The organism is Pseudomonas sp. UME65, from assembly GCF_014170225.1.
GTDB classification, from domain to species: Bacteria; Pseudomonadota; Gammaproteobacteria; order Pseudomonadales; family Pseudomonadaceae; genus Aquipseudomonas; species Aquipseudomonas protegens.
Map to the genome: position 1 here is coordinate 12,337 of NZ_LZZQ01000011.1, position 24,827 is coordinate 37,163.

A 24,827-nucleotide genomic window follows, 5' to 3' on the forward strand; every position below is an offset into this window, starting at 1 on the left:
TCAGAGCGCGAGTATGCGGTGCGCCGCGGCGCTCGTCACGCCGCGGGCTGCCTGCCGGGGCCCGGCGACCACCCCGGGGGGTGGCCGCTAGGGGCCGGTCAGCTGTTGTTGTGATCGATCTTGATGGTCGGGTCGCTGCCGGCGATCAACGAATTGATGTTGGCGTTGGACCAGTTGTTGCCTTCCAGCTTGATCGTCACGTCGGCGTTGGCCAGGCCCCCGGCGGCGTTGAGCTTGCCCTCGGAGCTGACCTGCAGGGTCGAGACCCCGTCCACGGTGGTGATCTTGAGGAAGTTGTCGATGGTGCTGGCGCTCTCGCCCTGCAGCAAGTCACGCAGGTCGATGCGGTCGCCTTCGCTGGCCTTGAAGTCCTTGATCACGTCGTTGCCGGTGTCGCCGGCCTTCCAGACGAAGGTGTCGGCACCCGAACCGCCGATCAGGATATCGTTGCCCTGGCCACCGATCAGGGTGTCGTTGCCGGTACCTCCCAGCAGGATGTCATTGCCCTTGCCGCCGTCCAGCAGGTCGTTGCCGCCCTGGCCGAAGAGAATGTCATTGCCGGCGCCGCCCAGCAGGGTGTCGTTGCCGTCGTGGCTGCCAGACACATCGAACTCTTTGTAGTGCTCGGTGATGTATTGGTGCACGTTGCTGGTGGTGACCTTGCTCACATCGACCCCGCTCTGCTTGGCCACATAGGCCTGCATGGCCTGGTAACCCTCGCCGGCGATGCCGTTGAAGCTCACCAGATCGCCGAACAGGATGTCGTTGCCGTCGCCGCCGCTGACCTTGTCGGCCCCCGGCATGGTGGCTTCGGTGTGACCGATGATCGAGTTGGCCAGGTCATTCGGATCGATGTTGGTCTGCGGCTTGCCATCGCTGTCATAGGGCTTGAGGTCGTTGAGGCTGACACCGTTGTTGATGCCGATGGCTTCGACGTTCGACAGGCCGCTCAGCAAGGCAAAGCCGCTGCTGGAGTTGGTGGAGGTGTAGTAGTCCGTGCTGCTGCCGGTACCCGCCAGGTTCGACAACTCGTAGGTGCCGTCACCCTGTGCGTGCAGGGTGCCCAGAGTTGCAGTATTCCAGGAGCCACCGCCCCACCAGTTGGTGCTGTAGGTCTGAAGCTTGACCGTACCGTTGCTGCTCACGCTGAGAATGTGGTTGCTGTCGATGGTTGTGCTGAAGGTCTCCCCCAGCTTGTAGTTGCTGGTGGTCACCACATCGTCGAGGCGCACGTTGCCGTACAGCGTCGGGTTGGTCTGCTCGCCGCTCTGATAGTAGGTCGGCTGGCCGTCGGTGATGAAGTACGTCAGGTTAGTGGCGTTGCTGTTGCCGGTGGCCTGGCTGCTCTGGAAGAAGTTGGCCGTGGCCTTGAACACGTCTTCGTAGTTGGTGCCGCCGCCGGACGTCATCGAATCCAGCACCGCCTTGAGCTGGGCCAGGGCGGTGGGGTCGTTGAGGTTAACCGACACCGACTTGTTGACCTGGGTATCGAAGTCGGCGAGGAAGATGTTCACGGTACCCGAGCCGGCGCTGCCGATGCTGTTCTTCAGGGTATTGAACACCGAGGTCAGGGAATTCTTGGCCGCGGTGATCGAGGCGCTGCTCATGCTGCCCGAGCTGTCCACCATGAAGGCGATGTTGTAGTTGGTGCCCGGGACCACGGTCAGGCCGCCGATGTCGGCGACCACGATGTCGTTGCCATCGGTACCGGTGACGGTGTCGTCGCCGGAGGTGGCGACCACCGAGTTGTAGACCGCCGGGTAGACCTTGACCGGGATCTGCGCCGAAGTGCTGGCAGAGCCGCCCAGTGACTCGGTGGAGGTCGAGGTCACGTTCAGGTTGAAGGTGCCGTTGTAGTACGGCGGTGGCGTGACCGTCAGGTTGCCCAGGTTCCAGCCGGTGACGTTGGCTTCACCGGAAGTTGCGGTGGCGGTGAAGGTGTGCCCGGCGCCATCGCTGAGCACCGAGCCTGCCGGAATGCCGCTGATCTTCACGCTGAGGGTTTCCGAGCCGTCGGTATCGGTCAGGCCGGTGCTGATCTTCGACAGATGCACGCTGCCGCCTTCGCCGCCCTCGTTGAGCTTGAAGCCGTCGTAGTAGCCTTCACCGTTGGTGCCGTGCAGGTCGGACACCGAGACTCCGGCGTTGGTCAGGTCGGTGACGCCGGTGTACAGCGGCACGCCGGCGTTGCTCAGGTCCACCGCAGCCCCGCCGTTGACCGAGAGGTTGACGTCGTAGGAGCCCGGGCCGCTCTGGTTGTGGTGGTAGATATCGATGGTGTAGTAGCCGCTGGTGGTCGGGGTGAAAGTACCGTTGAGGTTGCCGCCCGCGCCCCAGGTGGTGCTGGCCACGTTCTTGCCGCCGATGGTCACCAGCAGGCTGTCGTCGCCGGTGCCGGAGAAGGTATAGGCCTTGCCTGCTTCCAGGTAGATCAGGCCTGAGGTCTTCGACGCAGTGCCCGGCGTGATGTTGCCGTCGGACTGGACGTTGGTCGCCAGGCTGCTGCTGTTAGGCGTGCCGGCAGCGTCGATCACCGATTTCAGAGTGCTGGCGGAAGCGCCGCTGCCGTCGGTGCCCAGGCCGCTGAGGCCGGTCCAGACTTCCTTGAGCAGGCCCACCGAATTCACGCTGTTGCCGGCCACGCTCAGGGTCGGCGCATCGGCTACCGGGGTGATGTCGACGGTCACCGTGCCGGTGTTGCCCAGGGCCTGGCCGTCGGTTGGCTGGAACTTGATCTGGGCGTAATCGGCCTGCTGGTTGCCCACGCCGTTACCGCCGTAGCCATTGGTTCCGGATTCGTTGGCGTCCGGTGTGAAACGCAGTTTTCCGGCATCGATATCGGCCTTGCTGAAGGTCTGGTTGTTGGCCACATCCTTCCAGGTCGAACCGTCCAGATATTGCAGTTTGCCGTCGCTGGGCAGCTGGGTGATCTTCACGCCGAGGCTGGACGCCGGGCTGTCGACGTCGCTGACGCCGAAGTTCGACCAGGTCAGTGCCAGCGGGGTGTCTTCGTTGCCGGTCACGGCGCCGCCAGTGGCGGTTGGGGCGTCGTTCACCGCCACCACGTTGACCGTGGTAGTGGCGACGTTGGAGTAGTTGCCGCCGTCGGTCACGGTCACGGTGATGGTCCGTGGCGTGGTGCTCGGGTCTTCACTGTTGTTGGTGAAGGTGATGTTCTTGATCTGCTGCATGTAGTCGGCCAGCGTCGCGCTGCCCGACAGGGTCAGGGTGATCGAACCGTCCTTGCTGTTGGCATTGATGGTGATGCCGTTGACGCTGTTGCCCAGGTTCAGCGAGTCCCCCGGCTGGCGGTTGGTCAGCACGATGGTGGCGCCGGTGAGCAGGGTGCTGTCCGGGTCGGTGATGCTCAGGTCGGTGTCGGCGATCGACACGCCAGGGCCTGTGGTGCCTTCGGTGAAGGTGACCTTGTAGTCGGCCCCGGTAGCACCGCTGGAGTTGTTGGCATCCAGGTCGATGACCGGCGGAGCGTCGTTATCGATGATCGAGGTAGTGACGCTGTTGTTGCTGCCCACCACCAGATTCTCGAAGTTGCCGCCAGTGGCCGAGTCGATCTTGACCGTGAAGTTCTCGGTGCCTTCGGTGATCTTGTCGTCAATGGTGGCGACGTTGAAGGTGGCGCTGCTGGCGCCGGCCGGGATCTTCACGGTGTACACGCCGCTGAAGTCCGAACCGTCGGTGGCGGTGCCGCTGTAGCTGATCTTCAGGGTGACTTCGGTCTGCGCCGGGTGAGTCAGGCTCACGGTGTAGCTGGCGGTCTGGCCTTCGGTGACCGAGGCGCTGCCGCTGATACCCACCGAAGTGGTGTCCAGTGTATCGGTGACGTTGGTCACCGCTGGCGTGGTGTCCGTGACCAGCTTCTCGAAGTTGCCGCCAGTGGCGTTGGTGATGGTGGCGTTGACCTTGCCTGCGTCGATGTAGACGTCGTCTGCCGGCGCCGGAACGGTGACCGTCCCGGTGGTTTTTCCGGCCTCGATATGGATCACCGAACCGTTGGACAGGGTCACGGTCACCGGAGTGCCGGCGGCATTGGTCAGGGTGGCGGTGTAGGTGATCTGGCCGCCTTCAGCGACGGTGCCAGTGGCAGTCAGGCTGACGCTGGTGGTGTCGACCGTATCGGTCACGGTGGTGCTGACCGGAGTCTTGTCGGCGACCAGGTTCTCGTAGTTACCACCGCTGACATTGGTGATGGAGTTGGTCAGCGGGGTATGGCCGACCAGCACATCGTTCGGCGCGCTGATGCTTACCGAACCGGTGGTTTCGCCAACCGGGATGGTGATCTTCTCGCCATTGGCCAGGGTCACGACTACAGGCGAGCCGGTCACTGGAGCGGTGACGGTGGCGGTGTAGGTGACATTGCCACCTTCGGCCGCCGAAGGCGTGGCTTTCAGCGATACGGTGGAGTTGTCGATGGTGTCGGTAACGTCAGTCACGGCCGGCGTGGTGTTCGGCACCAGCTTCTCGAAATTGCCGCCCTCGGCCTTGGTGATGGTGGCCTCGACCTTGCCGGCGTCCTTGTACACGTCATCGGCTGGAGCCGCGACGGTGGTGGTGCCGGTAGTGGCGCCGGCGGCGATGGTGATTACCGCACCGTTGCTCAGGGTCACGGTCACCGGAGTGCCGGCGGCGTTGGTCAGGGTGGCGGTGTAGGTGATCTGGCCGCCTTCAGCGACGGTGCCAGTGGCAGTCAGGCTGACGCTGGTGGTGTCGACCGTATCGGTCACGGTGGTGCTGACCGGAGTCTTGTCGGCGACCAGATTCTCGTAGTTACCACCGCTGACATTGGTGATGGAGTTGGTCAGCGGGGTATGGCCGACCAGTACATCGTTCGGCGCGCTGATGCTTACCGAGCCGGTGGTTTCGCCGACCGGGATGGTGATCTTCTCGCCATTGGCCAGGGTCACGACTACAGGTGAGCCGGTCACTGGAGCAGTGACGGTAGCGGTGTAGGTGACGTTGCCACCTTCGGCCGCCGAAGGCGTGGCCTTGAGCGACACGGTGGAGTTGTCGATGGTGTCAGTCACGTCGGTGACTGCTGGCGCTGGATTGGTCTCCAGGTTCTCGAAGTTACCGCCTTCGGCTTTAGTGATGGTGGCTTCGACTTTACCGGCGTCCTTGTAGACGTCATCGGCAGGTGCGGCCACGGTGGTGGTACCCGTGGTGGCGCCGGCGGCGATAGTAATCACCGCGCCGTTAGAGAGCGTGACAGTAACAGGCGTACCCGCAGCATTGGTCAGGGTCGCGGTGTAGACAATCGAACCACCTTCGGTCACGGACTCAGTAGCCGAGAGGCTCAGGGTTGTAGTGTCTGGAGTATCGGTAACCGAGGTCTCTGCCGGCTTGTCGCTGACTTCCAACTTCTCGTAGTTACCGCCGTCCGCTTTGGTGATAGTGGTGCTCAGGGAGCTACCGCCCGCCAACGCATCGTTGGGTGCGGTGAAGTTCACGCTGGCGGACGACTCACCCACCGGGATGGTGATGGTCTGGCCGTTGGACAGGGTCACCACGACTGGCGAGCCGGTTACTGGAGCAGTCACGGAGGCGGTGTACACCACGGTTCCACCTTCAGCCACGCTCGGCGTGGCAGTCAGGGAAACGGTGCTGGTGTCGATGGTATCGGTGACATCAGTCACAGCTGGAGTCGGGTTGGTCTCCAGGTGCTCGAAGTTGCCACCCTCGGCTTTGGTGATCGTTGCCTCGACCTTGCCGGCGTCTTTGTAGACGTCATCGGCAGGGGCTGCGACGGTCGCTGTGCCCGAGGTAGCACCGGCAGCAATAGTGATCACGGCACCGTTACTCAAGGTCACGGTGACCGGAGTACCGGCAGCATTGGTCAATGTGGCGGTGTAGACAATCGAACCGCCTTCGGCCACGGACTCAGTAGCCGAGAGGCTCAGGGTGGTAGTGTCTGGTGTGTCAGTTACCGAGGTTTCAGCGGGCTTGTCGCTGACCTCCAGCTTCTCGTAGTTACCGCCGTCCGCCTTGGTGATGGTGGTGCTCAGGGAACTACCACCAGCCAACGCATCGTTGGGTGCGGTGAAGTTCACCGAGCCCTGGCTTTCGCCTACTGGAATGGTGATGGTCTGGCCGTTGGACAGAGTGACGACTACCGGCGAACCGGTCACTGGCGCAGTCACGGAGGCGGTGTACACCACAGTGCCGCCTTCGGCGACGCTTGGTGTTGCAGTCAGACTGACAGTCGAAGTGTCGATGGTGTCAGTGACATCAGTCACCGCTGGCGCTGGATTGGTCTCCAGGTTCTCGAAGTTACCGCCTTCGGCCTTGGTAATGGTGGCTTCGACCTTGCCGGCGTCTTTGTAGACATCATCCGCCGGGGCCGCGACGGTGGTGGTGCCGGTAGTGGCGCCTGCGGCGATGGTGATCACTGCGCCGTTGCTCAGGGTCACGGTGACTGGAGTACCAGCGGCATTAGTCAGGGTCGCGGTGTAGACAATCGAACCACCTTCGGCCACGGACTCGGTAGCGCTCAGGCTCAGAGTGGTGGTGTCAGGGGTATCGGTAACCGAAGTCTCGGCTGGCTTGTCGCTGATTTCCAACTTCTCGTAGTTACCGCCATCCGCCTTGGTGATGGTAGTGCTCAGGGAGCTGCCGCCAGCGAGGGCATCGTTGGGTGCGGTGAAGTTCACGCTGGCGGACGACTCACCCACCGGGATGGTGATGGTCTGGCCGTTGGACAGGGTCACCACGACTGGCGAGCCGGTTACTGGAGCAGTGACCGACGCGGTGTAAACAACAATGCCACCCTCAGCCACGCTTGGTGTTGCAGTCAGACTGACAGTCGAAGTGTCGATGGTGTCAGTGACATCAGTCACCGCTGGCGCTGGATTGGTCTCCAGGTTCTCGAAGTTGCCGCCTTCGGCCTTGGTAATAGTGGCTTCGACTTTACCGGCGTCCTTGTAGACGTCATCGGCAGGTGCGGCCACGGTGGTGGTACCCGTGGTGGCACCGGCAGCAATAGTGATCACGGCACCGTTACTCAAGGTCACGGTGACCGGAGTACCGGCAGCATTGGTCAATGTGGCGGTGTAGACAATCGAACCGCCTTCGGCCACGGACTCGGTAGCGCTCAGGCTCAGAGTGGTGGTGTCAGGGGTATCGGTAACCGAAGTCTCGGCTGGCTTGTCGCTGATTTCCAACTTCTCGTAGTTACCGCCATCCGCCTTGGTGATGGTGGTGCTCAGGGAGCTGCCGCCAGCGAGGGCATCGTTTGGCGCGGTGAAGTTGACGCTGGCGGACGACTCACCCACCGGAATGGTAATGGTCTGGCCGTTGGACAGGGTCACTACGACCGGCGAGCCGGTTACTGGTGCGGTCACGGAGGCGGTGTAAACCACGGTTCCGCCTTCAGCCACGCTCGGCGTAGCAGTCAGGGAAACAGTGCTGATGTCGATAGTGTCAGTGACATCAGTTACCGCCGGGGCTGGATTGGTCTCCAGATTCTCGAAGTTACCGCCTTCGGCCTTGGTAATGGTGGCTTCGACTTTGCCGGCGTCTTTGTAGACGTCATCGGCAGGGGCTGCGACGGTCGCTGTGCCCGAGGTAGCACCGGCAGCAATGGTGATCACTGCGCCGTTGGACAGAGTCACGGTTACTGGGGTGCCGGCTGCGTTGGTCAGAGTGGCGGTGTAGACAATCGAACCGCCTTCGGCCACGGACTCGGTAGCGCTCAGGCTCAGAGTGGTGGTGTCCGGGGTATCGGTGACGGAGGTTTCAGCGGGCTTGTCGCTGACTTCCAGTTTTTCGTAGTTGCCGCCGTCGGCCTTAGTGATGGTGGTGCTCAGGGAGCTACCGCCCGCCAACGCATCGTTGGGTGCGGTGAAGTTCACGCTGCCGGACGATTCACCCACTGGAATGGTGATGGTCTGTCCGTTGGACAGGGTCACCACCACTGGCGAGCCGGTTACCGGAGCAGTGACCGACGCGGTGTAAACAACAATGCCACCCTCAGCCACGCTTGGTGTTGCGGTCAGACTGACCGTCGACGTATCGATCGTGTCTGTGACGTCGGTGACTGCCGGGGCTGGATTGGTCTCCAGGTTCTCGAAGTTACCGCCTTCGGCCTTGGTAATGGTGGCTTCGACTTTGCCGGCGTCTTTGTAGACATCATCCGCCGGGGCCGCGACGGTGGTGGTGCCGGTAGTGGCGCCTGCGGCGATGGTGATCACTGCGCCGTTGGACAGCGTCACGGTGACCGGAGTACCTGCGGCATTAGTCAGAGTGGCGGTGTAGACGATGGAGCCGCCTTCAGCCACGGACTCGGTAGCGCTCAGGCTCAGAGTGGTGGTGTCTGGTGTGTCAGTTACCGAGGTTTCAGCGGGCTTGTCGCTGACCTCCAGCTTCTCGTAGTTACCGCCGTCCGCCTTGGTAATGGTCGTGCTGAGCGAACTGCCGCCCGCCAATGCATCGTTGGGTGCGGTGAAATTCACGCTGCCAGACGACTCACCTACTGGAATGGTGATGGTCTGGCCATTGGACAGAGTGACGACGACCGGCGAACCGGTCACTGGCGCGGTCACCGATGCGGTGTAAACGACGGTGCCACCCTCAGCCACGCTTGGTGTTGCGGTCAGGCTGACGGTCGAAGTATCGATCGTGTCTGTGACGTCGGTAACTGCCGGAGCCGGGTCGGTGACCAGGTTTTCGAAATTGCCGCCATCGGCCTTGGTGATGGTGACCTCAACCTTGCCGGCGTCTTTATAGACGTCATCGGCAGGGGCGGCGACGGTGGCAGTACCGGAAGTGGCACCGGCAGCGATGGTGATTACCGCGCCGTTGCTCAGGGTCACGGTGACCGGGGTGCCCGCAGGGTTGGTCAGGGTCGCGGTGTAGACGATGGAGCCACCCTCGGCCACGGTATCGGTGGCCGACAGGCTCAGGCCGGTGTCGTCGATGCTGTCGGTCACGGTGGTGACCGCTTTGTCTGGGCTGGGTTGCAGGTTCTCGAAGTTGCCGCCTTCAGCCTTGGTGATACCGACTTCGATGGTGTCGCCGTTCTTGTAGACGTCATTGGCTGGCGCCGGGACGTCGATCGAGCCACTGGACTTGCCCGCTTCGATAGTGATCACCGAGCCGTTGGACAGGGTGATGGTTACCGGAGTCTGTGCCGGGTTGGTGAGGGTGGCGGTGTAGGTGATCTGCCCGCCCTCGGTAACGCTGGCATCAGCGGTCAGGCTGACGGTGGTGGTGTCGATGGTGTCGGTGACCTGGGTGACCGCCGGGGTCGGGTTGACCGTTACCAGCAGGCCGCCACCGCCGGTGGTGCCGGTCACGCTGACGCTGATCTGGCCGGGGTCGATATAGACGTTGTCCTGAGGCGCCAGGGGCACCTGCACGCTGCCAGTGGTCTGGCCGGCGCTGATGACGATGACCGCGCCATTGGACAGGGTCACAGTCAGGTCGGTAAGTGGCGCCTGGGTCAGGGTCGCGGTGTACACCAGGGTGCCACCGGCTTCGGTAATGGTTGGGGTGGCGCCCAGGGTCAGGGTGGCCGGGCGCAGGGAGTCACTCCCGCTGCCATTGCCGTTGCCATTGCCCAGGCCGCCATTGTTGGTCAGGCCGCCAAAGGTGTTGTCCTGGGTCGAGTTGGCCAGCCCCAGGCCAGCGGTGGGGAAACCGATGGTCGGGTCGACCCGGCCCGCAGTCTCTTCCAACTGCACAAAACTGTGGCCACCACCGGCCGCGCCGCCATTCCCCGCGGCGGTCGGGCCAGAGGCGGTGGCTTCCAGGTCGGTGGTCGGGTCGGCGCCGGCGGCGATGGCCTGCTGCAGTTCTGCCACCGAAGGGGCGGCCTGAGCGGTGGCCTGTGCCAGGTCCGTGCTGGAGTCCGGTGCTGCACCGCTCCACTGGGTGTCACGCCCCAGGTCCAGAGTGCGCCCGTCGGTCAACTCCAGGGTGACGGCCCCGGCCGGGCCGGTGTCTACCTGGTCACCCACGAACAGGCGGTCCCCTTCAATGAGTACGCGTCGGATCCCTTCCGGGGAAACCACGAAAACTTGGCCGACAATGCTTTTGACGATGGCAACAACACTGCTCATTGGGGACTCTCCGGTGTACCGCTCAGTCGACTTCCATGTACCGGCTTGGGCGCGGGCCGCAACTCAGTCAGGACGTACTAGGTGTGTAATTGGGAACGGGTAATTGACAGATCTATCGTCAAAAGTTTGGCTATATTTTTTGGGTATTAACTTTATGCCAAACTATTGACCTTATGGACGCCATCCTAAACAATCGCCGAATTAATGTCACATTGATATTCACGCGGTAACCTGACTTGAAGTATGTGAACCAGTTCTTAGTTTGAACTTTCCGACGGACGGTTGTTTTGGTTGTAATAAATCGATGTGGTGCCACGTTCTGACGTGATTCTGGACACGCTGTCCGAGGGAAATTCTTACCATGCGTTTTCATCTGTTCAAGGCCCTGCCCTTTGCCTTAGCCGCCAGCTTTGTGCAGGCTCAAACCCTTCCTGAAGCCATGCAGAAAGCACTGGATGTGCACCCGGAAATCCAAGCCGGCGTGAACAGCCGTCTGGCTGCTGACTACCAGTTGAAAGCCGCGAAAGGTGGCTATCTGCCACGAGTGGACATGCTAGCTGGCTATGGTCGTGAAGGGACGGATAACCCTACGACCCGTGCGGGTACAGGCAGCAATCACTGGGAAACCTTGAACCGCGGCGAGTCAAGTTTGCGTCTGCAACAGATGGTTTTTGACGGTTTTGCCACGTCCAGCGAAGTCGGGCGTCAACAAGCCACCGTCAACTCCCGCGCCTACTCCCTGCTGGGCACCTCCGAGCGCACGGCCCTGACCGTGGCCCAGGTCTATCTGGATGTGCTGACCCGCCGTCAATTCGTGCAACTGGCGGAAGACAACCTGCGCAATCACGAGCGTATCTACGACCAGATCAAGCTGCGTACCCAGCGTGGCGTGGGTAGCGGCGCTGACCTTGACCAGGCTGAAGCGCGGATGGCCCAGGCCCGCAACAACCTGATCACCGAGCAGACCAACCTCGCCGACGCCCAGACCAACTACCTGAGTGCCGTCGGAGAAATGCCGGACCAGCTGGAACGCCCTGCCAGTTTTATGGCGCTGTTGCCGGCCAACCTCGACGAGGCCCGGCACCAGATGCTGGAAAACAGCCCGATCCTGCGTTCCGCCGAGTCCGATATCGTCGCTGCCGAGAAGCAGTACGATGCCGCCAAGTCGGCGTTCTATCCGCGCTTCGACGCGGAGCTGGGGCGTACTGCCGACAACGACCTGGACGGCCAGAACGGCCACAACAATGAATGGCAGGCCATGCTGCGCATGCGCTTCAACCTGTTCGCCGGCGGCAGCAACAAGGCCGACCTGGAGTCCAAGGCCTATCAGTCCAACCAGGCGCTGGATATCCGCAACAACGCCCTGCGGGTGCTGAACGAGGAACTGGGCCTAGCCTGGAACGCCTTGAACAACGCCAACGCCCAGGTGCCGATCGCCCAGCAATATGTGGATCACAGCACCAGCGTGCGGACCGCCTACCAGAAGCAGTTCAGCCTGGGTGAACGTACCCTGCTGGACTTGCTCGACAGTGAAAACGAGTTGTTCACCGCCTCCCGGCGCCTGGCCGAGATCCAGAACATTCAGTTATTTACTCAGTATCGAATCAAGGCGACCATGGGCGAGTTGCTCAAAAGCCAGGGAGTGGTGGCACCTATGGCCTCCGTCGTGCAAAGCGATGTGAAGCCCAAGGTCCAGCTGCCCGGGATGAATTGAGCTAATTTCATCCAACCAGCCAGTCAAGAGTGTCGAGCGTGGAATCAGAAGTCAGTGTGCAACTCAGTCATGATCCACGCGGCATGCATGACGATCCCCTTCTGGATGGTTTGCTGACCCTCTGCTTTCTGCACCAGAAGCCCGCCAGTGCGGCGATGCTGACCACCGGCCTGCCCTTGCCATCCCAGCGCCTGAGCGCCGAGCTGCTGCCTCGGGCCGCGGCCCGGGCCGGGCTGCAGGGCCGGGTGCTGCGGCGCAAGCTCGAACAGATTCCAGCCATCGCCATGCCCGCCCTGTTGCTGCTCAAGGACGGTCGCAGCGCGGTGCTGCTGGGCTGGCAGGGTGAAGACCAGGCGCGGCTGCTGCTCAGCGAAAGCGATGGCGGCGAAGTCTGTGTCGACCGCCAGTTGCTGGCCGACGATTACAGCGGCCAGGTGTTCTTCGCCCAGCCCCAGCACAAGTTCGACGTCAACCACGGGTCGCTGATCCCTCGCGCCCGTTCCTGGTTCCGCGACACCCTCAAGCGCTCGCGCTGGCTGTATGCCGACGCCATTGCCGCGAGCCTGCTGATCAACATCATCGCCATGGCCGCGCCATTGTTCGTGATGAACGTCTATGACCGGGTGGTGCCGAACCAGGCCACCTCGACCCTGTGGGTGCTGTCCATCGGCATCATTGGCGCCTACATCTTCGACCTGATCCTCAAGGGCCTGCGCAGCCTGTGCCTGGACCTGGCGGGAAAGAAGACCGACCTGATCATTTCCGCCACGCTGTTCGAGCGCATCGTCGGCATGGCCATGAAGTACCGCCCGGCACGGGTCGGCAGCTTCGCCCAGAACATCCATGAGTTTCAGAGCCTGCGGGACTTCCTCGCATCCCTGACCCTCACCAGCCTGATCGACCTGCCGTTCACCCTGCTGATCTTCCTGGTGATCGCCATCCTTGGCGGGCATCTGGTGTGGATTCCGGTGCTGGCCTTCCCGATTGCCCTGTGCATCGGCTATGCCCTGCAGAAGCCCCTGGTGGCGACCATGGAAAAGACCATGGCCCTGGGCGCCGAGCGCCAGTCGAGCCTGATCGAGACCCTGGCCGGGCTGGACGCGGTCAAGGTCAACAACGCCGAGAGCGAGCGCCAGTACCAGTGGGAGCAGACCATCGGCACCCTCAGCCGGCTTGAGCTGCGGGTGAAGATGCTGTCCAGTCTGGCGATGAACATCACCTTGCTGATCCAGCAACTGGCCGGGGTGATCATGATCATCTTCGGCGTGTACCAGATCATCGACGGCAACCTCAGCATGGGCGGCCTGATCGCCTGCTACATGCTCAGCGGTCGGGCCCTGAGCCCGCTGGCTTCGCTGTCCGGGCTGCTGACCCGCTACCAGCAGGCGCGGGTCACCATGACCTCCGTGGACCAGATGATGGAGCTGCCCCAGGAGCGCAATTTCGACGAGCGCCCCCTGAGCCGCAGCGTGCTGCAGGGCGCCATCGAGTGCCGGCAACTGAGCTTTACCTACCCGGGGCAGCAGAACCCGGCGCTGAAGAACATCAACCTGATGATCAAGCCGGGGGAAAAGGTCGGCATCATCGGCCGCAGCGGTTCCGGCAAGAGCTCCCTGGCCAAGCTGCTGGTGGGGCTCTACCAGCCGGACTCCGGTGCCCTGCTGGTAGACGGCGTGGACATCCGCCAGATCGACGTCAGCGAACTGCGTCACAACATCGGCTACGTGCCCCAGGACATCCAGCTGCTGGCCGGTACCCTGCGTGACAACCTGACCTCCGGTGCCCGCTACGTCGAGGACGAACTGGTACTGCAGGCCGCGGAACTGGCGGGGGTCCATGAGTTCGCCAGGCTGCACCCGCAGGGCTATGAATTGCAGGTGGGCGAGCGCGGGCAGAACCTTTCCGGTGGCCAGCGGCAGAACGTCGCCCTGGCTCGCGCGCTGTTGCTCAACCCACAGATCCTGCTGCTCGACGAGCCCACCAGCGCCATGGACAACACCGGCGAAGAGCGCTTGAAACAGCGCCTGGAGGCGGTGGTGCAGAGCAAGACCGTGGTACTGGTCACCCACCGGGCGTCGTTGCTGTCGCTGGTGGACCGGCTGTTGGTGGTGGACCGTGGACAAATCCTGGCCGATGGCCCGAAAGCGGTGGTGATGGAAGCGTTGAAGAAGGGGCAGATCAGTGTTGCTTAAGTCGGGATTCAAGGACTCGATCCGTCGCTATTTCAAAGGCACCGATTCGCTCCAGGGGCAGCCGCTGCCCGAGGTCAACAAGGCACTGATCGAAGATGCGCCGCGGGTTATCCGCCTGACCATCTGGGGCATCATCGCGTTCTTCCTGTTCCTGGTGCTGTGGGCCAACTTCGCGGTGATCGACGAGGTAACCAAGGGCGAGGGCAAGGCGATTCCTTCCTCCAAGCTGCAGAAGATCCAGAACCTGGAAGGCGGCATCGTCTCCGAGCTGTACGTCAAGGAAGGCCAGATAGTCGAGGCCGGCGCGCCGCTGATTCGCCTCGACGACACGCGCTTCCAGTCCAACGTCGGCGAGACCGAGACCGTGCGCCTGTCCATGCTGCTGCGGGTCGAGCGCCTGAGCGCCGAGGTGGATGAACGCGAGCTGAATTTCCCCGCCGAGGCGGTCAAGGAAGCGCCGGGCCAGGCGGCCAGTGAGAAATCCCTGTACCAGAGCCGTCGCCAGCAACTGCATGACGAGATCGGTGGCCTCCAGGAACAGCTGATCCAGAAGCAGCAGGAACTGCGCGAGTTCACCTCCAAGCAGGCGCAATACCGCCAGCAACTGGGCCTGCAGCGCCAGGAAATCGCCATGTCCGAGCCGCTGGTGGCCCAGGGCGCGGTGTCGCCGGTGGAAGTGCTGCGGCTCAAGCGTGCCGAGGTGGAAACCCGTGGCCAGCTGGACGCCACCACCCTGGCGATCCCCCGCGCCGAATCGGCGATCAAGGAAGTGCAGCGCAAGATCGATGAAACCCGCGGCAAGTTCCGCAGCGAGGCCCTGACCCAGCTCAACGAAGCGCGCACCGAACTGAACAAGGCCAGCGCCACCGGCAAGGCCCTGGAAGACCGGGTCAGCCGCACCCTGGTGACCTCGCCGGTACGCGGTATCGTCAAGCAGCTGATGGTCAACACCATCGGCGGGGTGATCCAGCCGGGCAGCGACATGGTGGAAATCGTCCCCTTGGACGACACCCTGCTGGTGGAAGCCAAGATCCGTCCCCAGGACATTGCTTTCTTGCATCCGGGGCAGGAAGCGGTGGTCAAGTTCAGCGCCTATGACTACACCATCTACGGTGGCCTCAAGGCCCGCCTGGAACAGATCGGCGCCGATACCATCACCGATGAAGACAAGAAGACCACCTACTACATGATCAAGCTGCGCACCGACCGCAGCCACTTGGGCACCGATGAGAAGCCGCTGTTGATCATCCCCGGGATGGTGGCCTCGGTGGACATCATCACCGGCAAGAAAAGCATCCTCAGCTACCTGCTCAAGCCGATCATCCGCGCCCGCGCCGAAGCCCTGCACGAACGCTGATCCCTTTAAAAACCACCAGCCAGCCTTGTAGGAACTGGCTTGCCAGCGAAGGGGCCTTGAGAGCGCCTTCGTCGGCGTACCGTCCCCAAGCGGTCCATCGGTTGAATCAACATATCGTTATTCGCTAACGGTATTTAAATTAGTTTTCTTATATCTATAAAGTTGACTCCCTGCGTACCTGCCGACCAATCGGCGCGCCGCACGAAATGAACCCACACGGGATCTCCGTGAGTTTCTGATCGACGCGCGCGCCCTGGGCGCGCCTGCGCGGGAGTTTCAGTCATGTCTGCATCAGCCAGTGCCGCCTCCATTGCCGCACAAGCTTTCGAAATCCGGCCCTTGAATGGGGCTGTCGGCGCCGAGATCGTCGGCCTCGACCTGTCCCGGCCAGTCAACGACCAGGACTTCGCCCGCATCCACCGCGCCCACCTGGCCCATCACGTAGTGGTGTTCCGCGACCAGCGCATCAGCCCCGAACAGCAGATTGCCTTCAGCCGTCGCTTCGGTGTGTTGCAGATTCATGTGCTCAAGCAGTTCCTGCTGGCCGGGCACCCGGAAATCCTCATCGTTTCCAACATCATCGAGAACGGCCAGTCCATCGGCCTGGGGGACGCCGGCAAGTTCTGGCACTCGGACCTCTCCTACAAGGAGCTGCCGAGTCTGGGCTCGATGCTGCACGCCCAGGAACTGCCAGCCGAAGGGGGCGACACCCTGTTCGCCAACATGCACCAGGCCTGGGACAACTTGCCCGAGGCGCTGCGCAAGGCGGTCGAGGGACGCAGCGCCGCCCACTCCTACACGGCGCGCTACAGCGAGACCAAGTTCGAGGGCAACTGGCGCCCGACCCTGACCCCGGAGCAACTGGCCCAGGTCGCCGAGGTGGTGCACCCGGTCGTGCGCACTCACCCGGAAAACGGCCGCAAGGCGTTGTTCGTCAGCGAGGGTTTCACCACCCGTATCGTTGGCCTGCCGGAAGACGAAAGCGCCCAGTTGCTGGCCGAACTGTATGCCCACAGCGTGCTGCCGGACAACATCTACCGCCATCAATGGCAGCCCCACGACCTGGTGTTCTGGGACAACCGCTCGCTGATCCACCTGGCCGCCGGTTGCCCGAGCCATCTGCGCCGCAAGCTGTATCGCACCACCATCCAGGGCGACGCCCCTTACTGATCAGCCAGGCACGGCAGGAGAACCAGCATGTCCTTATCCATTCCCTTCATTCCCCGCCTCGGCAGACTGGCCACGGCCATCGGCCTGGGTTTCAGCCTGCTGGCCGGCAGCCTGGTCGCGCCTGCGCCGGCCCAGGCCGAAGGCGAGATCCGCATCGCTGAACAGTTCGGTATCGTCTACCTGCTGCTCAATGTGGTGCGCGACCAGAACCTGATCGAAAAGCACGGCAAGGAGCAGGGCATCGACATCAAGGTCGACTGGACCCAGCTGTCCGGCGGCGCGGCGGTCAACGACGCCTTGCTGTCGGGCTCCATCGACATTGCCGGGGCCGGCGTCGGGCCGCTGCTGACCATCTGGGATCGCACCCACGGCCGGCAGAACGTCAAGGCCGTAGCCTCCCTGGGTAACTTTCCCTACTACCTGGTGAGCAACAATCCCAAGGTCAAGACTATCGCCGACTTCACCGAAAAGGACCGTATTGCGGTACCGGCGGTGGGGGTCTCGGTGCAGTCGCGCTTCCTGCAATACGCCGCCGCCAAGCAATGGGGCGACAAGGAATTCAATCGCCTGGACAAGTACACCATCGCCGTTCCCCACCCGGACGCCACCGCCGCGCTGATTGCCGGCGGCACCGAACTGACCGGGCACTTCTCCAACCCGCCATTCCAGGACCAGGCCCTGGAGAACCCCAATGTGCACGTGGTGCTCAATACCTACGACCTGCTGGGGCCCAACTCACCGACGGTGCTGTTCGCCACCGAGAAATTCCGCAACGACAACCCCAAGACCTACAAGGCCTTCGTCGAAGCCCTGGCCGAAGCGGCCGAGTTCGCCCAGCACGACAAGGGCGCAGCCGCCGATACCTACCTGCGCGTGACCAAGGCCAAGATCGACCGCGCCGCCTTGCTGAAGATCATCGACAACCCGCAGTTCGAGTTCAGCGTGACACCAAAAAACACCTACCCACTGGCGGAATTCCTCTACCGGGTCGGTGCGATCAAGAACAAGCCCGAGTCGTGGAAGGACTACTTCTTCCAGGATGCCAAACCGTTGCAGGGGAGCTGATCGCCATGAACGCCCCCTTGCCAGGCCACACGGCCAGCAATCGCGCTGCCATCGCCCCGGCGCTGTTGGCGGTGGAGCAAGTCAGCCTGGAATACCGCACCCCGCAGCGGGTGGTGCGGGCCACCCACCAGGTGAGTTTCGAGGTTGATCCGGCCGACCGCTTTATCCTGCTGGGGCCTTCAGGCTGCGGCAAGTCGACCCTGCTCAAGGCCGTGGCCGGGTTCATTCAGCCCTGTGAGGGCGAGATTCGCCTGCAAGGCCAGCGCGTCAGCCAGCCCGGGCCGGATCGTATCGTGGTGTTCCAGGAGTTCGACCAGTTGCCCCCCTGGAAAACCGTGAAGCAGAACGTGATGTTTCCCTTGCTGGCGTCGAAGACCCTCGGCCGCCGCGAGGCCGAAGAGCGTGCCCTGGAATACCTGGAAAAAGTCGGCCTGGCGGCTTTCGCCGATGCCTATCCGCATACCCTGTCCGGTGGCATGAAGGCCCGGGTGGCGATCGCTCGCGCCCTGGCCATGCAGCCGAAGATCCTGCTGATGGACGAACCTTTCGCCGCCCTCGACGCCCTGACCCGACGCAAGATGCAGGAGGAGTTGCTGCGGCTCTGGGAGGAGGTGCGCTTCACCTTGCTGTTCGTCACTCACTCCATCGAGGAAGCGCTGGTGGTGGGCAATCGCATCCTCCTGTTGTCGCCTCATCCGGGGTGCGTGCGGGCGGAAGTCCACAGCCACCAGTACGACCTGCAGAGCCTCGGTGGCGTGGCCTTTCAGCAGACCGCGCGGCGCATCCACCGCTTGCTGTTCGATGAAGGCCAATCGCCGGAAACTGAAACCGAGCTGGATTTCGCCGATATCCGTATCGCTTATTGAGCCGTCAGGCCACCGTTGAACGAGGAATGCCCGATGAGCCACTCATCCCCTGCGCGCGAGGAATACGAAGTTGTCCTGCAGCCCTTGCTGCAAGTGCCCCTGGAGCGCGAGCTGCCCCTGGGGCAGCGCCTCTGGCAACAAGGCTGGTTGCGCAAGAGCCTGATCCTGGTCCTGCTGGCGCTGCTCTGGGAAGCCGTGGCCCGTTACCAGAACAACGACCTGCTGCTACCGAGTTTTCTGCAAACTGCCAGCGCTCTTTACCAGGGCCTGCTCAGCGGCGAATTGCTGGGCAAGGTGGGCATTTCCCTGGTGGTGCTGCTCAAGGGCTACCTGATCGGCATCGTCCTGGCGTTTGCCTTGACCACCCTGGCGGTCTCGACCCGGCTTGGCCGTGACCTGCTGAGCACCCTGACCTCGATGTTCAATCCGCTGCCGGCCATTGCCCTGCTGCCCCTGGCGCTGCTGTGGTTCGGCCTGGGGCAGAACAGCCTGATCTTCGTGCTGGTGCATTCGGTGCTCTGGGCTTTGGCCTTGAACACCTATGCCGGGTTTCTCGGGGTTTCCGAAACCCTGCGCATGGCCGGGCGCAACTACGGCCTCAAGGGCCTGCGCCTGGTGCTGTTCATCCTGATCCCGGCGGCGCTGCCGTCGATTCTCGCCGGGTTGAAGATCGGCTGGGCTTTCGCCTGGCGCACCCTGATCGCTGCCGAGCTGGTGTTCGGCGCCACCAGCGGCAAGGGTGGCCTGGGCTGGTACATCTTCCAGAACCGCAATGAGTTGTACACCGACAAGGTGTTTGCCGGGCTGGCAGTGGTGATCCTCATCGGCCTGCTGGTGGAAAACCTGATCTTCGACACCCTGGAGCGGATCACGGTAAAACGCTGGGGCATGCAGCGCTGAGCTACCTCGTCCGCCAGTCCCCCGACCGTAGGAGCTGGCTTGCCAGCGAAAGCGTCCTCAAGGGCTATGCAAGGTTCGAGGGCCCATTCGCCGGCAAGCCGGCTCCTACGCGGCTAGTGGGTTCACGGGTAAGGATTGATCTCCCTCATTTTCCTAGGCGCCAAGCCTGCTAGCATTGCGCCTGGATCATCCCTGACCAGTCACGAGTGCTCAGCATGCAACTTCCGGACATGAACCTTCTGGTGGCCCTCGACGCCCTGCTCGACGAGGGCAGCGTGGTGGGCGCGGCGCGGCGCATGAACCTCAGCCCGGCGGCCATGAGCCGGACCCTGACGCGGATCCGCGACGCCCTCGGCGACCCGGTGCTGGTACGTGCCGGACGGGGCCTGGTGCCCACCCCCAAGGCCCTGGAACTGCGCAGCCAGGTGCGCGATGTAGTGGAGCAGGCGGCGCTGGTGTTCCGCTCGGCGGACAAGGTCGACCTGGGTTCCCTGCAGCGGCGCTTCAACGTGCGCGCCAACGATTTTTTCGTCGGCGTGTATGGCGGTCGCCTCATCGATACCCTGGAGCGTCAGGCGCCCTTGTGCGAGCTGCGCTTCGTGCCCGAAGGCGATGGCGATGACGAGGCCCTGCGGGAGGGAAGGATCGACCTGCGGATTAGCAACACCCGGCCCCTGACCCCGGAAGTCAAGGTGCAGAACCTGTTCACCACCGCTTTTGTCGGCCTGGTGCGCGAAGGCCACCCGCTGTTGGACGAAGACATCACCGCCGAGCGTTTTGCCGCGTTTCCCCATATCAGCATGTCTCGCCGGGGCATAGCCCGTGGACCTATCGATGCGGCCCTGGCCGAGCAGGGCCTGGAGCGCCGGGTGCCGCTGATTGCCCCGAGCTTCCACGCCGCCATGTTCATGCTGCCGGATTCGGACCTGATTTTGCCGGTGCCCCAGGAAACCCTGCTCAGCGTCTCGCGCCTGGGCCTGCGCTTGCGTTCGTTCGTGCTGCCGATTTCCCTGCCGACCCTGGTCCTGACCCAGGCCTGGCATCCGCGCTACGACAAGGACCCGGCGCACAAGTGGTTTCGCGAAACCCTGCGCACCTCCTGCCAGGCCACCTGGCAAGAAGCCCAGCCGACCTCCTCGTAGGAGCCGGCTTGCCGGCGCAAGCGGTCTTGAGGGCCCCTTCGCTGGCAAGCCAGCTCCTACGGTCAACAGGGTGAATCATTGCGTCTGGCGCACTTATAAACTGTCGATAAGTCAGTTTTCGTCAGCATCGGCTGTTCATAAACTGCTCTGGTTTTCTTGTCTGGAGCAGTATTTCCATGAGTTCCCTCGCTGTCGCTGCGCCTGCTTCGGTTGAAGCCGCCAGCAAGCCGGCAGCCATTGCACCGCCGGTGTTCGGGCCGCGGATCATCATCGGCCTGGTGGGCGTGCTGCTGGCGGTGCTGGTCTCGGGCCTCAACGAGATGGTGACCAAGATCGCCCTGGCGGACATTCGTGGTGCGCTGTTCATCGGCTACGACGAAGGCACCTGGCTGGTGGCTTGCTACACCGCCACCTCGGTGGCGGCCATGGCCTTCGCGCCCTGGTGTTCGGTGACCTTTTCCCTGCGGCGCTTCACCCTGTGTGCCATTGGCCTGTTCACCCTGCTGGGGGTGCTGTGCCCCTTCGCCCCGAACTACGAAAGCCTGTTGCTGCTGCGCACCCTGCAAGGCCTGGCCGGCGGCGCGCTGCCACCGATGCTGATGACCGTGGCCCTGCGGTTCCTGCCGGCCAACGTCAAGCTCTACGGCCTGGCCGGCTATGCCCTGACCGCCACCTTCGGTCCTAGCCTGGGCACGCCCCTGGCGGCACTCTGGACCGAGTACGTGGGCTGGCAATGGGCGTTCTGGCAGGTGGTGCTGCCTTGCCTACTGGCGATGGCGACGGTGGCTTACGGCCTGCCCCAGGACCCGCTGCGCCTGGAGCGTTTCAAGCAGTTCAACTGGCGCGGCCTGCTGCTGGGCTTTCCGGCGATCTGCATGCTGGTGATCGGTATCCTGCAGGGCAACCGCCTGGACTGGTTCGAGTCGCCGCTGATCTGTGTGCTGCTGGCCGGCGGCCTGGTGCTGCTGGTGCTGTTCATGATCAACGAGTGGTCGCAGCCGATTCCCTTCTTCAAGCTGCAGATGCTCGGCATCCGCAACCTGTCCTTCGCCCTGCTGACCCTGGCCGGGGTGCTGGTGGTACTGACGGCGGTGATCATCATCCCGTCCGCCTATCTGGCTCAGGTCCAGGGCTACCGGCCGTTGCAGACCGCGCCGGTGATGCTGGTGATGGCCCTGCCGCAACTGCTTGCGCTGCCCCTGGTGGCAGCACTGTGCAACCTGCGCTGGGTCGATTGCCGCTGGGTGCTGGGGATCGGCCTGGGCATGCTGGTGCTGTCCTGTCTGGGCGGTACGCACCTGACCTCGGCCTGGATCCGTGACGACTTCTATGTGCTGCAACTGCTGCAGATCTTCGGCCAGCCCATGGCAGTGCTGCCATTGCTGATGCTTTCCACCGGCAGTATCACCCCGATGGAAGGGCCTTTTGCCTCGGCGTGGTTCAACACCGTGAAAGGCCTGGCGGCGGTGATTGCCACCGGTGTGCTGGATGTGCTGACCACCCGCCGCCTGCATTTTCATTCGACCATGCTGGTGGACAGCCTGGGCAACTCGCCTCTGGTGGACGACGGCGTCGCCGGCCTGGCCCGGCGCCTGCACCAGCAGGCCGTGGTGCTGACCTCCGCCGACCTCTACTACTGCATGGCAGGGCTGGCCGCTGTGCTGATCCTGCTGATTTTCTGGCTGCCGACGCGGATCTACCCACCGCGGGCGCCGACTTGAACGAGACCTTTGTCATGACGACCCAGAACAAACACAAAATCGCCATTGCGGTAGCGGCAGTGGCGGCCCTTGGCGTGCTGGCCTACCTGGCGCTGCCGGGGCTGTTCGGCCGCGCCGGCGAGCAGACCACCAACGACGCCTTCATCGCCGCCGACTACACCCTGGTGGCCCCGCGCGTGGCGGGGTTCATCAAGGAAGTGCTGGTGGAGGACAACCAGCAGGTCAAGGCCGGGCAACTGCTGGCGCTGATCGACGACCGTGACCTGCGCGCCGCGGCCCAGGCGGCGGATGCCGAGACCCTGGTGGCCAAGGCGCAGTTGCAGAACGCCCGGGCGACCCTGGACCGGCAGAGTTCGGTGATCGCCCAGGCCCAGGCTGCCTTGAGCGCGGCCCAGGCCGAGCGAGCCTTTGCCGAGCATGAACTGAACCGCTACAACCACCTGGCCGGGGTCGGCGCCGGCACGGTGCAGAACGCCCAGCAGGCCCGGACCCGCATCGACCAGGCCAGCGCCCGGCTGGCCACCGCCACCGCAGCCCTGGCGGCGGAGCGCAAGCAGGTGGAGATCCTCACCGCTCAGCGCGACGCCGCGGAAGGCGGCTTGAAACGTGCCCAGGCGGCCCTGGAAATGGCCAGCTACGAGTTGTCCTACACGCGCATCGTGGCGCCGGTGGACGGCATGGTCGGCGAGCGCGCGGTGCGGGTCGGTGCCTATGTCACCCCGGGCAGCAAGATCCTTGCCGTGGTGCCGCTGCAGCAGGCCTATGTACTGGCCAACTTCCAGGAAACCCAGCTGACGGCCATGCATGCCGGGCAGGTGGTGGAGGTGCGGGTCGACAGCCTGGGCGGCGAGACCCTGCATGGTCGGGTGGAAAGCCTGGCCCCGGCCACCGGTGTGACCTTCGCCGCGGTGAAGCCGGATAACGCCACCGGCAACTTCACCAAGGTGGTGCAGCGCATTCCGGTGAAGATCCTTCTGGAACCCAACCAGCCGTTGGCCGAGCGGTTGCGGGTGGGCATGTCGGTGGAAGCCAGCGTGGACACCCACAGCTCTGCCACCAGCGCCCGCGAGGTGACCCAGCGATGAGCCGCGAACGCAGCCGTCACAGACGCTCCCACGGGCTCCGCACTCTGCTGGCGCTGAGCCTGCTGTCCCTGGCCGCGTGCAATGTCGGCCCGGATTTCCAGAGGCCCCAGGCGACCCAGGTCCAGGCCTGGTCCGCCCCGGCCCAGGCCGCTGCCAGCCAGGCGGTGGACAGTGCCATGCAGGAGCGCTGGTGGGAGGTGTTCAACGACCCGCAACTGTCGGCCCTGAGCCGTCGCGTCCTGAGCGATAACCTCGACCTGCAACTGGCCACCAGCCGTTTGCAGCAGAGCCGGGCGGCGCGCCAGGTCATTACTGCCGAACGCTATCCGAGCACCTCGGCCAATGGCGGCTACGGGCGCAAGCGCAACAGTGCCGAGGGCCTGAACGACCCTTCGGGGAACAACGGAAAATCGGCCTTCAATCTCTGGGAAGCGGGCTTCTCCGCCTCCTGGGAGCTGGATTTCTGGGGCCGGGTGCGGCGCGAAACCGAGGCCGCCGATGCGACCCTGGAAGTGGCGGAGAACGACCGGCGCGGGGTGCTGCTGTCGGTGCTGGCGGAAACCGCCCAGGACTACATCCAACTGCGCGGCGTGCAGAGCACCCGGGCGGTCACCGAGCAGAACCTCGAGGTCGCCCGGCACAGCCTGAAACTCTCGCAACTGCGCCTGGCCGACGGCGTGGCCACCGACCTGGACGTGGCCGAAGCCGCCGCCCAGGTCGCCACCATCGAGGCGCAACTGCCGGAGCTGCAACAGCGCCAGGCGCAGTTGATCAATGCCCTGAGCCTGCTGCTGGGGGAGCCACCCCAGGCCTTGCACCAGGAACTGGCCAGCGATGCGCCAGTGCCGCAACCGCCATCCCAGGTGGCTATCGGCCTGCCTTCGCAACTGGCCGAGCGGCGTCCGGATATCCGCCAGGCCGAGGCGCGCCTGCATGCAGCCACGGCCAGCATTGGTGTGGCCAAGGGCGATTTCTATCCGCGCATTACCCTGTCCGGCAACTTCGGCTCCCAGGCCCTGCAACTGGCGGACTTCGGTTCCTGGAGTTCGCGGCAGTTCGGCATCGGCCCGCAGTTCAGCCTGCCGCTGTTCGATGGCGGCCGCCTGCGGGGCATGCTCCAGTTGCGCGAGGCCCAGCAGCAGGAAGCAGCCCTGGCCTACCAGCAGACGGTGCTGCGGGCCTGGCACGAAATCGACGACCAACTGACCCGCTACAACGCCAGCCAGTTGCGCCGCGACAGCCTGGCCGAAGCGGTGCGGCAGAACCAGATCGCCCTGCGCACGGCACAGCAGCAGTACATCGAAGGGGTGGTGGATTTTGTCAACGTGCTGACGGTGCAGGGGGCCTTGCTGGCAACCCAGGAGCAGTTGGTGGAAAGCTCGGCCGGAGTGTCCCTGGCCATGGTTGGCCTGTACAAGGCGCTGGGGGGTGGTTGGCAGTCGGTCTACCCATTGCAGGCAGCCAGCCAGCCAGGTTGAAAAGCGTTTTGCCTGGATTGAGAAAAAAGTGTAATGATAATTGCTCTCAATCATGTGCGCAGTT

At 63.5% G+C, this 24,827-nt stretch carries 12 protein-coding genes; 11 read left to right on the forward strand and 1 reads right to left on the reverse strand.

The window, feature by feature from the left end:
* Positions 1-98: 98 nt before the first annotated feature.
* Complete coding sequence (locus A9971_RS11135) at positions 99-10,073, reverse strand: retention module-containing protein (protein ID WP_183001971.1); 9,975 nt, start codon at positions 10,071-10,073, stop codon at positions 99-101.
* A gap of 361 nt (positions 10,074-10,434) precedes the next feature.
* On the opposite strand from A9971_RS11135, the gene A9971_RS11140 reads away from it, so the two are divergent.
* From A9971_RS11140 to A9971_RS11190, 11 genes are all read left to right on the forward strand, one after another.
* Positions 10,435-11,787 carry a TolC family outer membrane protein gene (locus A9971_RS11140; protein ID WP_011058515.1) on the forward strand — a complete coding sequence of 451 codons (1,353 nt, stop codon included), beginning with the start codon at positions 10,435-10,437 and terminating at the stop codon, positions 11,785-11,787.
* A gap of 38 nt (positions 11,788-11,825) precedes the next feature.
* Entirely contained in the window at positions 11,826-13,979 is a 2,154-nt protein-coding gene (locus A9971_RS11145; protein WP_011058516.1) for a type I secretion system permease/ATPase, read from the forward strand.
* Positions 13,969-15,336: an HlyD family type I secretion periplasmic adaptor subunit gene (locus A9971_RS11150; RefSeq protein ID WP_011058517.1), complete on the forward strand. Its 1,368-nt coding sequence runs from the start codon at positions 13,969-13,971 to the stop codon at positions 15,334-15,336. The genes A9971_RS11145 and A9971_RS11150 overlap by 11 nt, the downstream gene beginning before the upstream one ends.
* 282 nt (positions 15,337-15,618) lie before the next feature.
* Complete coding sequence (locus A9971_RS11155) at positions 15,619-16,506, forward strand: TauD/TfdA family dioxygenase (protein WP_183000605.1); 888 nt, start codon at positions 15,619-15,621, stop codon at positions 16,504-16,506.
* A 27-nt stretch (positions 16,507-16,533) separates the two neighbouring features.
* Positions 16,534-17,571, forward strand: a complete 1,038-nt coding sequence (locus A9971_RS11160) for an ABC transporter substrate-binding protein (protein WP_015633677.1) — start codon at positions 16,534-16,536, stop codon at positions 17,569-17,571.
* Between the two features lie 5 nt (positions 17,572-17,576).
* A complete protein-coding gene (locus A9971_RS11165; protein ID WP_183000606.1) occupies positions 17,577-18,437 on the forward strand; it encodes an ABC transporter ATP-binding protein in 861 nt (286 codons plus the stop codon).
* Between the two features lie 33 nt (positions 18,438-18,470).
* Positions 18,471-19,337, forward strand: a complete 867-nt coding sequence (locus A9971_RS11170; protein ID WP_011058521.1) for an ABC transporter permease — start codon at positions 18,471-18,473, stop codon at positions 19,335-19,337.
* Positions 19,338-19,552: 215 nt separating this feature from the next.
* On the forward strand, positions 19,553-20,479 hold the full coding sequence (locus A9971_RS11175) for a LysR family transcriptional regulator (RefSeq protein WP_011058522.1): 927 nt from the start codon (positions 19,553-19,555) through the stop codon (positions 20,477-20,479).
* A gap of 176 nt (positions 20,480-20,655) precedes the next feature.
* Positions 20,656-22,200: an MFS transporter gene (locus A9971_RS11180; protein ID WP_053148371.1), complete on the forward strand. Its 1,545-nt coding sequence runs from the start codon at positions 20,656-20,658 to the stop codon at positions 22,198-22,200.
* Between the two features lie 14 nt (positions 22,201-22,214).
* Positions 22,215-23,285 (forward strand): HlyD family secretion protein, encoded by a 1,071-nt coding sequence (locus A9971_RS11185; protein ID WP_011058524.1) that lies wholly within the window; start codon positions 22,215-22,217, stop codon positions 23,283-23,285.
* Positions 23,282-24,763, forward strand: coding sequence for an efflux transporter outer membrane subunit (locus tag A9971_RS11190; RefSeq protein WP_015633681.1), 1,482 nt, complete (start codon positions 23,282-23,284; stop codon positions 24,761-24,763). Before A9971_RS11185 ends, A9971_RS11190 begins: the two co-directional genes overlap by 4 nt.
* Positions 24,764-24,827: the final 64 nt, after the last annotated feature.